The 14,201-nt window shown below is 67.0% G+C and carries 9 protein-coding genes; 5 read left to right on the top strand and 4 right to left on the bottom strand.

Annotated elements, in window-relative coordinates; translation table 11 throughout:
- Window positions 1-273: 273 nt before the first annotated feature.
- The 5 genes from ahcY to V5F66_RS21125 all read left to right on the top strand — a co-directional run bounded on the left by ahcY (window position 274) and on the right by V5F66_RS21125 (window position 7,986).
- A complete protein-coding gene (gene ahcY, locus V5F66_RS21145; RefSeq protein WP_011995864.1) occupies window positions 274-1,671 on the top strand; it encodes an adenosylhomocysteinase in 1,398 nt (465 codons plus the stop codon).
- A 605-nt stretch (window positions 1,672-2,276) separates the two neighbouring features.
- Window positions 2,277-4,163, top strand: coding sequence for a potassium transporter Kup (locus V5F66_RS21140; protein ID WP_394052883.1), 1,887 nt, complete (start codon window positions 2,277-2,279; stop codon window positions 4,161-4,163).
- 242 nt (window positions 4,164-4,405) lie between these two features.
- Window positions 4,406-5,488, top strand: coding sequence for a putative bifunctional lysylphosphatidylglycerol flippase/synthetase (locus tag V5F66_RS21135; protein ID WP_394009396.1), 1,083 nt, complete (start codon window positions 4,406-4,408; stop codon window positions 5,486-5,488).
- A 267-nt stretch (window positions 5,489-5,755) separates the two neighbouring features.
- A complete protein-coding gene (locus V5F66_RS21130) occupies window positions 5,756-6,970 on the top strand; it encodes an acyl-CoA dehydrogenase family protein (RefSeq protein ID WP_394094671.1) in 1,215 nt (404 codons plus the stop codon).
- The gene (locus V5F66_RS21125) at window positions 6,967-7,986 is read left to right on the top strand and encodes a phosphotransferase family protein (RefSeq protein WP_394094670.1); all 1,020 of its coding nucleotides are present in this window, start codon (window positions 6,967-6,969) and stop codon (window positions 7,984-7,986) included. Before V5F66_RS21130 ends, V5F66_RS21125 begins: the two co-directional genes overlap by 4 nt.
- A gap of 40 nt (window positions 7,987-8,026) precedes the next feature.
- Here the strand turns inward: V5F66_RS21125 and V5F66_RS21120 are convergent, their stop codons facing one another.
- The 4 genes from V5F66_RS21120 to V5F66_RS21105 form a co-directional block, all read right to left on the bottom strand.
- Window positions 8,027-8,968 carry an alpha/beta fold hydrolase gene (locus V5F66_RS21120; RefSeq protein WP_394094669.1) on the bottom strand — a complete coding sequence of 314 codons (942 nt, stop codon included), beginning with the start codon at window positions 8,966-8,968 and terminating at the stop codon, window positions 8,027-8,029.
- An 8-nt stretch (window positions 8,969-8,976) separates the two neighbouring features.
- Complete coding sequence (locus tag V5F66_RS21115; RefSeq protein ID WP_394094668.1) at window positions 8,977-11,472, bottom strand: alpha/beta hydrolase; 2,496 nt, start codon at window positions 11,470-11,472, stop codon at window positions 8,977-8,979.
- A gap of 130 nt (window positions 11,473-11,602) precedes the next feature.
- Window positions 11,603-13,126, bottom strand: coding sequence for a UxaA family hydrolase (locus V5F66_RS21110; RefSeq protein ID WP_394052895.1), 1,524 nt, complete (start codon window positions 13,124-13,126; stop codon window positions 11,603-11,605).
- Window positions 13,127-13,132: 6 nt separating this feature from the next.
- On the bottom strand, window positions 13,133-14,143 hold the full coding sequence (locus V5F66_RS21105) for a zinc-binding alcohol dehydrogenase family protein (RefSeq protein ID WP_394094667.1): 1,011 nt from the start codon (window positions 14,141-14,143) through the stop codon (window positions 13,133-13,135).
- Window positions 14,144-14,201 lie beyond the last annotated feature (58 nt).

Genomic DNA, 14,201 nt, shown 5'->3' with positions numbered 1-14,201 from the left:
CGGCTGGTTGGTGGAAGCAATCGACTGTAAAGTCACGTATATCACAATTTTTGTCGGAATCAAAGCGCGCCTGTCGCCAACCTTACTTTGGCCGGTGCAGGCGGCAACTTGGCCGCCATCTTGGCAGGCGAGCCGCCACGCGGCTTTTCCGGGGTCGGCCTCTGGCATATAAGCATTTCTTTATATCCTTATTGCCCCAAGGGAGGCGCCGTGCTACAGGCCTCCATCCCGACCTGCGCCCGTGCGGCGCGGCGCATTCCAGCGGAGCAATCCATGAGCAACGATTACGTGGTGAAGGACATCAACCTTGCGGACTGGGGTCGCAAGGAGCTGGACATCGCCGAAATCGAAATGCCCGGCCTCATGGCCACCCGCGCCGAATACGGCCCGTCCCAGCCGCTGAAGGGCGCCCGCATCGCCGGCTCCCTGCACATGACCATCCAGACCGGCGTGCTCATCGAGACGCTGAAGGCGCTGGGCGCCGACGTGCGCTGGGCCTCCTGCAACATCTACTCCACCCAGGACCATGCCGCGGCCGCCATCGCCGCCGCCGGCGTCCCCGTCTTCGCCGTGAAGGGCGAGACGCTGGAGGAATACTGGGAATACACCCACCGCATCTTCGAGTGGGCCGACGGCGGCGCGCCGAACATGATCCTGGACGACGGCGGCGACGCCACCCTGCTGGTCCACCTCGGCCTGCGCGCGGAGAACGGCGACACCGCCTTCCTCGACGGCGCCACCAACGAGGAGGAGGAAGTCCTCTTCGCCGCCATCAAGCGCCGCCTGAAGCACAAGCCCGGCTGGTACACCCTGCTCGCCAAGTCCATCCGCGGCGTGACCGAAGAGACCACCACGGGCGTGCACCGTCTCTACGAGATGCAGAAGAAGGGCACGCTGCTGTGGCCCGCCATCAACGTCAACGACAGCGTCACCAAGTCCAAGTTCGACAACCTCTACGGCTGCCGTGAGTCGCTGGTGGACGGCATCCGCCGCGGCACCGACGTGATGATGGCCGGCAAGGTGGCCATGGTCGCGGGCTTCGGCGACGTGGGCAAGGGCTCCGCCGCCTCCCTGCGCAATGCCGGCTGCCGGGTGATGGTGTCGGAGGTCGATCCCATCTGCGCCCTCCAGGCCGCCATGGAAGGCTATGAGGTCACCACCATGGAGGACGCCGCCAAGCGCGCCGACATCTTCGTGACCGCCACCGGCAACCTGGACGTGATCACGGTGGATCACATGCGGGCCATGAAGGACCGCGCCATCGTCTGCAACATCGGCCACTTCGACAGCGAGATCCAGGTGGCCGGCCTCAAGAACCTGAAGTGGCACAATGTGAAGCCGCAGGTGGACGAGGTGGAGTTCGCCGACGGCAAGCGCATCATCCTGCTGTCGGAAGGCCGCCTGGTGAACCTCGGCAACGCCACCGGCCACCCGAGCTTCGTGATGAGCGCGTCGTTCACCAACCAGACGCTGGCGCAGATCGAGCTGTTCACCAAGCCCGGCCAGTACGCCAAGGAAGTCTACACCCTGCCCAAGCACCTCGACGAGAAGGTGGCATCGCTCCACCTCGAGAAGATCGGGGTGAAGCTCACCAAGCTCACCGACCAGCAGTCGGCCTATATCGGCGTGCCCCAGCAGGGCCCGTTCAAGAGCGAGCACTACCGCTACTGAACAGTCTCCGGCGGCGCCTCCGCGCCTCGCCCCTGATCCAGCGGAACGCCGGCCCTCGGGCCGGCGTTCTTCGTTTTTGAGGGCGATCTGGACCTGTTTCTCGCGATCTGGACCTGCGCCCGCAGCCCGGTTGCCGGATCGCCGGTTGAAGCCCGTTCGGCGCACGAGCCTGCCGTCACGGCCCCGGTCATCGGCCGGAGCCGTTGGTATTGGAGGGTTTGCGGCAGCGCATTGTCTTCCCCCGCGAACGGAGCTAGGTGTTGGGTGCACCCGCCCCATGCGGGCAGAGCCGGACGGTTCCGGAGCGGCGTCTTTTCGGTCCCTGGCCTCGGCCCGGGACGGGCGTGGCACGGTCCGGATCTCTGCCCATGTGCCACGGACGGGAAACGCGCGGGGGCTTGCCTTGAACGGTTTCGTGCGACAGTCGCGAGGCGTGACACTGCGCGACAGGACACTGTGCGGGGTGGAAGAACTTTGCAGCTTGGGGTTCCAGATGCCGGGCCCGTGCCGCACCTTTGAGCATCGCAGCACAGACGAGCGCGCCGCCGTCAGGTACCGCCCCTCCCCCCTGCCCGACACGCGGCACTGAGCGGCGACCGCCCTCGATGGCCCTCAGCTTTTCCCGCGACCGCACACGCCCCCTGCCGTTCGCCGCCGAGATCGGCGCCCTCGGCGTGGTGTTCGGCGATATCGGCACCAGCCCGCTCTATGCCCTCAAGCAGGGCGTTCTGGCGGTAGGCGGCACCAATTTCCTCGGCGCCGACGTGCTGGGGCTGCTCTCGCTCATCACCTGGAGCATCATTCTTTCCGTCACCGTGAAATACGTGATGCTGGTGCTGCGGGCGGACAACGACGGCGAAGGCGGCATCCTGGCCCTCGTCACCCTGCTCGACCTCCACCGCAGCGCGCTCGGCATGCGCTGGTACCTGCTGGCCGCCGGCCTGCTGGGCGCCGCCATGCTCATCGGTGACGGCGTGCTGACCCCGGCCATGTCGGTGCTCTCGGCCATCGAGGGTCTCCAGGTCATATCGCCGGAGCTGGAGCACTGGGTGGTGACGCTCACCGTGCTGGTGCTGCTCGCCGTCTTCCTGTCGCAGCGGCTGGGAACCGAGCGCATCGCCTCCTTCTTCGGCCCCATCATGCTGATGTGGTTCGGCTCGCTGGGGGCGCTGGGCGTCTACGGCATCCTGCAGGCGCCCCAGGTGCTCGCCGGGCTCGACCCGCGCTACGGCATCATGCTGATGGTGAACCATCCCGGGCTTGCCGGCGTCATCCTCGGCGCCTGCTTCCTGGCGGTGACGGGTGGCGAGGCGCTCTATGCGGACCTTGGCCATTTCGGCCGCCCGGTCATCGCGCGGGCCTGGCTGTTCGTGGCCATGCCGGCGCTGCTGCTCAATTATTTCGGCCAGGGCGCGATCCTGCTGGTGGACCCGAACGCGGTGCGCAACCCGTTCTACGACCTGTGCCCGGACGTGTTCGACATCCCGCTGCTGTTCCTCGCAACGGCGGCCACGGTGATCGCCTCCCAGTCCATCATCACCGGCGTGTTCTCGCTGGCCAAGCAGGCCATCGAGCTGGGCTACCTGCCGCCCATGCGCATCCGCTACACCTCCGAGCACAACGAGCAGCACATCTATGTGGGCCGGCTGAACTGGCTGCTGATGATCGCCTGCATCGCGGTGGTGCTGGGCTTCGAGGCCTCCGACCGGTTGGCCTCGGCCTACGGTATCGCGGTGGCCTTCGCCATGGTCACCACCTCCATCCTGTTCATCGCCCAGGTGCACCGCTCCTGGGGCTGGCCGGCGCCGGCAGTGTGGGCCATGGCCACGGGCCTCCTCACCATCGACTTCGCCTTCGCCTCGGCCAACATGACCAAGATCCATGATGGCGGCTGGCTGCCCCTGAGCATCGCCGCCGCCATCATCTTCGTGATGGTGAGCTGGCGGCGCGGGCTGGAGGGCGTGGTGGCCCAGCAGGTGCGCTTCACCGAGCCCCTCGACAGCTTCGTCGCCCGCAAGGACCGGGTGAACGACGTGGAAGCCCCCCGCACCGCCATCTTTCTGTCTCGTGCGGGTGCCATGACTCCGGTCGCCCTCTCGCGCATGGCCGACTTGCTGAAGGTCCGGTTCGAGAAGGCGGTGATCGTTTCAGTCTGGATCGCCGCGCGGCCCCGGGTCTCGGTGGAGGACCGGGTGAAGGTGACGACCCTCAACGAGGGCTTCGTGCGGGTGGATCTGCGGTTCGGCTACATGCAGCAGATCGACGTTCCCTCCGTGCTCGGCCCGGCGCTCAGCGCCCGCGGCATCGATCCGGACGCGGCCATCTATGTGATCGGCCACGAGCGGATCATCCCGCCCGACGAGGTGACGAAGATCAAGGACGTGGTGGCGCATGTGTTCGCCTTCCTCGCCCGGAACGCGGAGCGCTCGGTGGACCGGTTCGGCCTGCCGCGGGCCCGCACGGTGGAGATCGGTTACCCGGTGAAGCTTTAAAGGGCATGCACCGGCAGGCGCCGCGTTGTCACGGGCGGTGCAGTATTGACCAATCGGCAGGCCGCCACGGACCGGCGGCCATCGCTGCGCCGGCCATAGAGTGCGGCCAACGAGCAATGCAATCTGAGCGAGCCGGCGGCGTCACAATGCGACAAGAGTGAAAATGGCCCTTCAAACTCGCGCGAAAGCGTGCAGATGTGGGCGGGCCGGTGACGTTGCGGGCGGGGGATATCGGTGACGCAATGGGTGTTCGGGCGGTAGCTTCGAAAATCTGGGTTTTCCTGCGAGATCGGGTGGGTCTGCACGGGCTGGGCTTCATCCTGAGCCTGGTGGTGATCGCGTTTGCGGCCACCGTGCTCTACCGCATGCTTCACAATTTGAAGCTCTCCGACGTGATGGAGGCTCTCGCGGCGAAGGATCCGCGCAATGTCGTCATCGGCTTCCTGCTGGTGGCGGGGGCCTATCTCACCCTCACCTTCTATGACTGGTTCGCCCTGCGTACCATCGGCAAGGACCATGTGCCCTACCGCATCGCGGCGCTAGCGGGCTTCTGCTCCTATTCGATTGGCCACAACGTGGGCTTCACCGTCTTCACCGGCGGCTCGGTGCGCTATCGCATCTATTCCGCCTGGGGGCTCGGGGCCATTGATGTCGCCAAGATCTGCTTCGTGGCGGGGCTCACCTTCTGGCTCGGCAACATTGCGGTGCTGGGCCTCGGCATCACCATCCATCCGGAGGCGGCCACGGCGGTGGACCGGCTGCCGCCCTTCGTCAACCGGCTGATCGGCCTCGGCGCGCTGACAGTCCTGGTGGGCTACATCACCTGGGTGTCGCTGGCGCCGCGCACCATCGGACGCTCGTCCTGGTTCGTGACCCTGCCGCGCGGGCGCACCACCCTGGTGCAGGTGGGCATCGGCATCCTCGACCTCACCCTGTGCGCCGCCGCCATGTACATGCTGATGCCGTCGACGCCCTATATCGACCCGGTGTCGCTGGCGGTCATCTTCGTCACCGCCACGCTGCTGGGCTTCGCCAGCCATGCCCCCGGCGGCCTCGGCGTATTCGACGCGGCGCTACTGGTCGCCCTGCCGCAGTTCGACAAGAGCGAGCTTTTGGCCGCGCTGCTGATTTTCCGCTTATTCTACTACATCGTGCCCTTCACCCTGTCGCTCACCCTGCTGGGAGCGCGCGAACTGAGCCTGCGCCTTGCCGCCGCCCCCGTGGTGCCGGCGGTGCCGGACGGGAGCGGCGCTGTTGCCCACAAGGCCGGCGCGGCGGCGGCCAAGGCGGCGGCGAAATCTGCGGCGAAGTCCGCCGCCGAATGACTGCTTCCCCCGCCGGCTCGCACCGGCGGGGTCGAAACACGGCGATCAGCCGACGCCGCAAAGCCCTGCCCCCATGGGACCGCGTGCCCCATGGGATGCGACGGGCCGGCGAACGCCGCTGGTGCACGATCCGCCCGCGAACACCTCTGCACCGGCCAGCCCCACCTTTGCGGCCGTCCGTCACGAGACGCCTTGCGCTTTCATCAGCGCGATTATAAAAAGCGAGCGCTCGCTCTTTTTTATCGCTTCCCAGCTATCGAGGTCACCATGGACTTCACCATCTCCCCCGCCCTTGAGGACCTTCGGCGCCGCATCGGCGCGTTCGTGGACCGCGAGATCATTCCGCTGGAAGCCGACCCTGCCGCCTATGACACCCATGAGAACATCGCGCCCGCCCCCCTGGCGCGGCTGCGGGAGAAGGCGAGGGCCGAGGGTCTCTGGAACCTCCAGCTGAAGCCGGAGAGCGGCGGCCTCGGCGTCGGCAGGGTGGGCATGGCGGTCTGCTACACCGAGATGAACCGCTCCATCTTCGGCCCCGTGGTGTTCAATTCCGCCGCCCCCGACGACGGCAACATGATGGTGCTGGAACAGGTGGGCACGCCCGAGCAGAAGGCGAAATGGCTCGCGCCCATCGCGTCCGGCGCCGTGCGCTCCGCCTTCGTGATGACCGAGCCCCATCCCGGCGGCGGCTCCGACCCGGGCATGATGCTGACCCGCGCCGAGAAGCAGCCGAACGGCAGCTATCGCATCTACGGCCGCAAATGGTTCATCACCGGCGCCGAGGAGGCCGCCCACCTCATCCTCATCGCCCGCACCTCGGACGATCCGCGCACCGGCCTCACCGCCTTCGCCTTCCATCGCGACGCGCCGGGCTGGCGCATCGTGCGCCGCATCCCCATCATGGGGCCGGAGGAACATGGCGGACATTGCGAGCTGGAGTTCGACGGCCTCGAAATCCCCCCCGAGGATGTGCTTCTGGGCGAAGGCAAGGGCCTGCGGGTGACCCAGATCCGCCTCGGGCCGGCGCGCCTCACCCATTGCATGCGCTGGCTGGGCCTTGCCATGCGTTGCGTGGAGATCGCGCGGGCTTATGCGGACGTGCGCTACGGCTTCGGCGTGCGCCTCGCCGACCGTGAAAGCGTGCAGACCCTGCTGGGCCGCATCGCCATGGACATCGAGATTTCCCGGCTCCTCACCATGAAGGCGGCGTGGGAGCTGGATCGCGGCGGGCTCGCCCGCAAGGAGGTGTCCATGGCCAAGATCAAGGCCGCCAACACCCTGCACCTCGCCGCCGACAGCGCCATCCAGATCAATGGCGCGCGCGGCTATTCCAAGGATACGGTGCTGGAGTGGATCTATCGCTACGCCCGCCAGGCCCGTCTGGTGGACGGCGCGGACGCGGTGCACGAGATGGTGCTGAACCGTTTCCTGGAGAAGGAAGAAGGTGCCTTCTGGAACTGGCCGGTGGGAGAAGGCGCATGAGCGGGTCCCAGTTCAGCGCATACGGCTTCGACGTTGGCGCCCTCGACGCCCATCTGAAGGCGCACATCGGCGGGCTCGAAGGTGCGCCGCAGTTCCAGCCCATATCCGGGGGCCAGTCCAACCCCACCTTCTTCGTCACCTATGCCAACCGCGCGCTGGTGCTGCGCAAGCAGCCGCCCGGCGAGCTGCTTCCCTCCGCCCATGCGGTGGATCGTGAATTCCGCATCATGCGCGCGCTGGCAGACACGCCGGTGCCGGTGCCCCCCGCGCTGCTGCTGTGTGAGGACAAGTCCATCATCGGCACCTTGTTCTATGTGATGGACAAGGTGGAGGGGCGCGTGTTCCACGACTGCACCCTGCCCGGCGTCTCGCCCGCCGAGCGCGGCGCCATGTATGCCGCCATGGCGCAGACGCTTGCCGCGCTCCACAACGTGGACTTCGCCGCCGCCGGCCTCGCCGATTTCGGCCGGCCGGGCAATTATTTCGGCCGCCAGATCACCCGCTGGACCCGCCAGTGGGAGTTGTCCAAAACCCGCGAGGACACCAACATCGACCGCCTGGTGGCCTGGCTGCCGGCCCATGTTCCGGCGGACGACACCACGCGCATCGCCCATGGCGACTACCGCATGGGCAATCTCATGTTCCACCCCACCCGCCCGGAGGTGGTGGCGGTGCTGGACTGGGAATTGTCCACCCTCGGCCATCCGCTGGCGGACCTTGCCCATTGCGCCATGGCGTGGGTGTCGCGACCGGAGGAGTACGGTGGCATCGCCGGGCTGGATCTCGACGCCCTCGGCATTCCCTCCCGCGCGGATTTCGTGACGCAGTATGAGGCGGCGGCGACCCATGGCCTCACGCTCACAAACTTCCACATGGCGTTTGCCCTGTTCCGCTGGGCGGTGATCTTCGAGGGCATCGCGGCGCGGGCGAAGGCCGGCAACGCGGCAGCGGAAGGCGCGGCGGAAACCGGCGCCCTCGCCGCCGCCTTCGCCCGGCGGGCGGCTGAATTCACCTGACGGGACACGCAGCAGCGAGGGGCGCAGTCCCGATCGTCCCTCAGCCCGAAAGCCCGCCGAACCAGGCGCCGAAATAGCCGGCGTAGATCTCCGGCGCCTCGAGGTTCAGGCAATGGCCGATGCCCGGCACCGCGATGAAACGGCAGTGGGGCATGAGGGCGGCCATCTCCTTCAGGTCGGCCTCGGGGATCACGCCGTCATTCATGCCCCACACCACGAGGTGGGGATGGGGGATGGATCCCATCTGCGCCTTGAGTTCGCCGCTCGCGGCTTCCTTGGTCAGCGTGTCCGGGGTGCCGAACCAGATGCCGTCGGAGACGGCGCACACCTGCTCCACGATGTGGTCGAACAGGCCGGCACGGTCCCCAATGTCCGAACGGAAGCGGGGCGTTCCGGCGGCGAGGCTGTCCGGCTCGAACAGGCTGGGGGCGGTGAGCGCCATGATATAGCGGGTGAAATCCCGGCTCGCCTTCATCCGGGCGAACAGGGCGATGTTCTCCTGTGTGAAGGCGAGGCCCTGCGGCCCCACCGGCGACAGCGAGAACACCCGGCCGAAGCGCTCCGGCTGCTTCAGCAGCATGCGGGTGGAGATGATGCCGCCCGTGGAGTGGGTGGCAAGATGGCAGAAGCCGATGTCGAGCGCGTCCAGCGCCGCCAGCATGTCGTCAGCATGCTGGGCGATGGAATAATTGGAGAAATCGGGCAGCGGGGCCGGCTTGTCGCTGTCCCCGCAGCCCCTCCAGTCGATGGCGATGGTGCGCACGCCCCGCGGGAAGTGGGACGCGGCCAGTTCGATCCAGTCCTTGCTGGCAAGGTTGCCGTGGATGAAGAGGACGATGGTGTCGCCCTCCCCCCATTGGCGCCAGGCGAGGGATACCTCGCCCGCCTGAACCCTGAGGTTCACCTCGCCCGCTTGAACCTTGAGGTTTACTTCGCCGGCCTGAACCCCGAGGCTCGCCTCGCCTGCTTTCAGCTCTGGCATGGCGGGTCCTACTTGTTGAGGCCGGTGGGCGCGGCGGCGGCGGCAGCCTGCGGCGACGCCTCCGAGGGCGCGCCATGGATCAGCCGGTCGACGCTGGCCGGCGAGGCCGTGGGCACCCGCCCGGTCTCGACGAAGTCCACCACATCCTCGGCGAACGCCACCGGCTCGTCGGTATGGATGAAGTGGGCGGTGCCGGGATAGACCTTCACCCGCACGTCGCCGCCCGCCGCATCCATGCGCCGCATGAACGGCAGGATGAGCTGGCGCGACAGGTCGTTCAGCCCGTTGAAGGCATAGCCGGGAATGAACGGCTCCTTGTCGCCGAAGGCAAGAAAGATGGGGATCTTGATGTCGGTGAGCCTCTTATACAGGCTCGCTGGGTCCTTCTCCTGCAGTTCCGCCACCATGGCGTAGATGTCGAAGATGAAGACATCCACCCATTGCTGCAATTCGCGCGGATCGCCCTTGATCATGCCAATGCGCTGGGCGGTGTGCAGGCGGGCATATTCGCTGTCGCGCACGAAATAGCCCGAGCGCTGCGGCGTCACCGCCCCGGTTACCGGGTCGCGGCTGCGGAAGTGGAAGAAATCGTCGATCTGCTGGGCGGTGAGGTTCTTCTCGCGGTCCCTGAGGCCGGTCTGGTCCCAGGTCTTCTTCCAGGCGTCGAAGTCGTGGGCATAGGCGGGATCGAACAGGTCCAGCTTCTTGCCCGGTGCCACCGTCACCTCGCGGGGATATTCCTCAAGCCCGGCGGGGGCTTCCAGGATCAGCTTCGACACCGCGTCGGGCCAGGTGAGGGCATAGCCGAGCACGATCTGCCCGCCCATGGAATGGCCGAGATAGGCGGCTTTTTGCACCTTGAGCTGGTTCACCACCACCTCGTGCACCACCTCCCGCATCTCCTGCATGGTGCGGGCGGGGCTCTTGTCGAGGTTGCCGGGGCCGGACATGCCGTAGTGCGGCAGGTCCACCGCGATCACCCGAAGACCGCGCTCCAGCGCGATCCGCATGATGTTGCCATAGTGGCCGCCGAACGCGCCCTTGCCGTGGATGATCACCAGCACGTCCGGATTGGGCGCCGTGCCGGCATATTCATCCATATAGCCGATGTCCCACGCGATCCCGCGACTGTCCTTCGCCGTGGTCTTCTTCACCGGGAAAGGATAGGTGACGAATGTGTTCCAGAACGACTTGTCCGGCGTGATGTTGGCGGCCACCGAGGGGGTCCGGTAGGTCTTCGCCACCAGGTTGCGGTCGCGGGTCAGGCGCGACACGTCGGAGAGGAAGCCGGCGACCGCGGGGTCGAACTCCCGGTTCTTCAGGATGGAGAACACGCCGTAGTGCGCCACCGGGCTCTTCTCATGGACGAAGTCCGCGCCGGGCACGAGGTCCACGGTGCGCTTGGCCCGGTCGAAGGTGAGCCACTGGTCGTTATCGATATGCATCACCAGCGTGCGGGCTTTGATGCGCTTCAGCTGGTCATTGATGTTGTAGGTCTCGCCGGCGCGGTTGCGCCACAACAGGTCCACCGCATCGAACAGCAGGGCGCGCTTGTTCACACTGGCTCCGGCCTGGGGCGTGGGCGGGTTCCAGTAGAACACGTCCGGCTGCACCTTGGCCCAGTCCTGCTGGGAGCGGAACTGGAAGTCGAAGCCGGTGAGCAGCAGCACCGACCAGCCGAAGGCGACACCCTGGTTGGGGTGCTTGTCCTTGGGCAGGTTGTAGTAATTGCCGCCGGTGGCCCGCCATTGCGGATCGCTCTCGATGGCGGCGGACATGAGCTGGAAGGTCCAGTTGCCCACCGGGTCGGCGCCGTCCGACTGGCTGGTGCCGCCGATGGGCATCAGGCCGTTCATGAAATCCGGATGCATGACGCCCCAGACATAGGTCTGCGTCGCCCCCATGGAAGCGCCGGTGACCAGCGCCGCGCGGACGACTTTCAGGTGGTCGCGCAGCATCCGGTAGTTGGCCTGCACCATGTCCTGGTAGCTGTACTGGGGAAACTTCTGCCCCAGCCCCTCGGAGGGCTTGGAAGTGCCCCACAGGCCCAGCGCGTCGAGGATCACCACATAATACTGGTTGGTGTCGATGGCCCGGCCCGGCCCGATCACCGATCCGCCCGACAGCGCCGTGCCCTCCACCCACTGGGCGTACATGTCGGTGGCGTCGCCCGAATAGAAGGAATTGATGATCACCGCATTGGTGATCTCCCCAGCCGCATTGCGGATCGGGGTGCCCAGCGCGATGTAGGCGGTCTTCAGCGGACCCGCGCCCAGCGATTCGAGGGTGGTGCCTCCCTCCCCGCCATTGGCCCATTTCTCGGGGGCGGCGAGATCGTAGCTGCCGCCGATCTTGAAGTCGCCGATGGTGTAGAAGGTCTTGAGGTGGCAGAGCCGCTCCTGCGAGCAGGTGGGCGTGATCTTGAGCGGCTCCGTCGCCGCCTGGGCGGAAGGAGCCTGCGCAGAAAGCGCGAGGCCAAGCGCGAGGGCGAGGGCGTATCTCATGGCGTCTCCCAGCGCCGGTCTTCGCCGGCTGGGATGAGAACACCACGACGAGAAGCCCAAGGGAAGCGCCAACCAGGCCTTGAAAGACCACGGGTGGGGCCCCACCAGAGGGGCGCCCACCCGTCCCGCCTCACATGACGGCGCCGATCTGCCAGGGCACGAACTCGTTGCGGCCGTAGCCCAGGAGCTCCGACTTGGACTTGGTGCCCGAGGCCACGTCGAGGATGGTGGAAAAGATCTCCCGCCCCTTCTCCTCGATGCTGACGCCGTCGAGCACGTCGCCGCAATTGATGTCCATATCGTCCTCCATCCGGCGATAGAGGTCGGTGTTGGTGGCCAGCTTGATGGAGGGCGTGGGCTTGCAGCCATAGGCCGAGCCGCGCCCGGTGGTGAAGCACAAGACATTAGCCCCGCCCGCCACCTGCCCCGTGGCCGCCACCGGATCGTAGCCGGGCGTGTCCATATAGACGAAGCCCTTGCGGTCGATGCGCTCGGCATAGCGATAGACGCCGCGCAGGGTGGAGGTGCCGCCCTTGGCCACCGCGCCCAGCGACTTCTCAAGGATGGTGGTGAGCCCGCCCGCCTTGTTGCCGGGGGAGGGATTGTTGTTCAGCTCGCCGCCGGCCCGCGCCGCATAGGCCCGCCACCAGTCGATGAGATCGACGATCTTGCGGCCCACTTCCTCGCTTTCGGCACGGCGGGTCAAGAGGTGCTCGGCGCCATAGATTTCAGGGGTTTCGGAGAGGATGGCGGTGCCGCCCTGGCGCACCAGCATGTCCACCGCCGCCCCCAGCGCCGGGTTGGCGGTGAGGCCGGAATAACCGTCCGACCCGCCGCACTGAAGCGCGAGGGATAGCTCGGACGCCGCCACCGTCTCGCGCCGCGACGCGTTGGCGAAGGCGAGCATGTCCTTGATCTTGTCCACGCCCCGCGCCACCGACTTGCGGGTGCCGCCGGATTCCTGGATCACCAGACTCTGGAAATGGTCGCCCTCTGTGATGCCGTAGGCCTCCTTGAGGCGCGGGATCTGGAACACCTCGCAGCCGAGGCCGATGACGAGCACCGCGGCGAAATTGGGATGGCTGGCATAGCCCCATTGGGTGCGGGCGAGGATGTCGAATTCCTCGCCCTTCGAGCCCATGCCACAGCCGGTGCCGTGGGTGAAGGGCACCACCCCGTCGATGTTGGGATAGTCCGCAAGGATGCCGGAGCGCGCCACCTCGTCGGCGACGAAATCCGCCACCGTCGCCGAGCAGTTCACCGAGCTGAGGATGCCGATATAGTTGCGCGTGCCGGCCCGCCCGTCGGGCCGGCGGAAGCCCTCGAAGGTGGCGGGCGTCTCGCCGGGCAACAGGGTTTCGAGCGGCCGCGCCTCGGAGGCGAAGGCATAGTCGCGCTCGAAATCCTTGAGCATCACATTGTGCTCGTGCACCCAGTCGCCGGGAGCGATGTCCACGCCGGCGAAGGCGATGACCTGCCCGAACTTGCGCACCGGCGCCCCCGCAGGGATGGGCGCGCAGGCGATCTTGTGGCCACGCGGCACGGTGCGCGTGGCGGTGAGGCCTCCGGGCAGCGCCGCACCCTGCGGGACGGTATCGATGGCGATGAGGACATTGTCCGCCGCGTTGAGACGCAGAGTGCGCGGGTCGGCCATGATGCGTCAGACCTCCAGAATCGCCTTGATGACGCCGGCCTCTGGCCTCAGCCAGTCCTGGAACAGCCCGGGCGCATCGCCGAGGGCGCCGCGATGGGTGTTGAGCGCGCGCGTCGGCACGCGGCCGGCCTCCATCTGGCGCACCACTTCCGCGAAATCATCGGGCTGGGCGTTGCGGCTGGCGTAAAGCGTGGTCTCGCGCTTGTGGAACTCGGGATCGGAGAAGGTGATGTCCTGCCGCACCACGCTGACCAGCACATAGCGCCCGCCATGGGCGATGAAGCCGAAGCCGCGCTGCATGGCTCCCGCATTGCCGGTGGCGTCGATCACCACATCGTAGAAATCGCCCTGGGTGATGCGCCTGGCGACCTCTTCGGCGCCGGCATCCGCCGTCACCAGATGGTCGGCGCCCAGCATGTCCCTGGTGAAGGCGAGGCGATCCTCGCGCATGTCCATCACCGAGACCTCAGCGCCCCGCGCCTTGGCGAAGATGATGGCGGACATGCCGATGGGCCCGGAGCCCACCACCAGCACCTTGTCCTCAGCCGTGATCTGGCCGCGCTTGACGCCATGGGCGCCGATGGCGAGGAACTCGATCATGGCCGCGTCGTCGAGGGAAGCGGTGCCGGTGGGCACCACATTGCCCTCGGGCACGCAGAGGAATTCCGCCATGCCGCCGTCCTTGTGGACGCCCAGCACCGCGATGTTCTGGCAGGCATTGGTCACGCCCTTGCGGCAGGCCACGCACTTTCCGCAGGAGAGGTAGGGCACGATGTAGACGTTCTCGCCGGTCTTCAGGCGGCTGCCCTCGGGCGCTGCCTCGACGGTGCCCGACAATTCGTGGCCCATGACGCGGGGATATTCGAGGAAGGGGTGCTTGCCCTGGAAGATGTGGAAGTCGGTGCCGCACACGCCCACGCGGCGGATGCGCACCAGCACCTCGCCGGCGGCGGGCACCGGCACGGGCCGGCTGATGACCGACAGGCGACCCGGTTCTTCGCAGAGTAATGCCTTCATCGTCCAATTCTTTCCTGAAAAATGCGGCCCTGCCTCAAGACCAGCCGCAGGAAGCGGC

This window comes from Xanthobacter versatilis, assembly GCF_043193975.1.
GTDB classification, from domain to species: domain Bacteria; phylum Pseudomonadota; class Alphaproteobacteria; order Rhizobiales; family Xanthobacteraceae; genus Xanthobacter; species Xanthobacter autotrophicus_E.
This window is presented reverse-complemented; position numbering and strand designations above follow the sequence as displayed.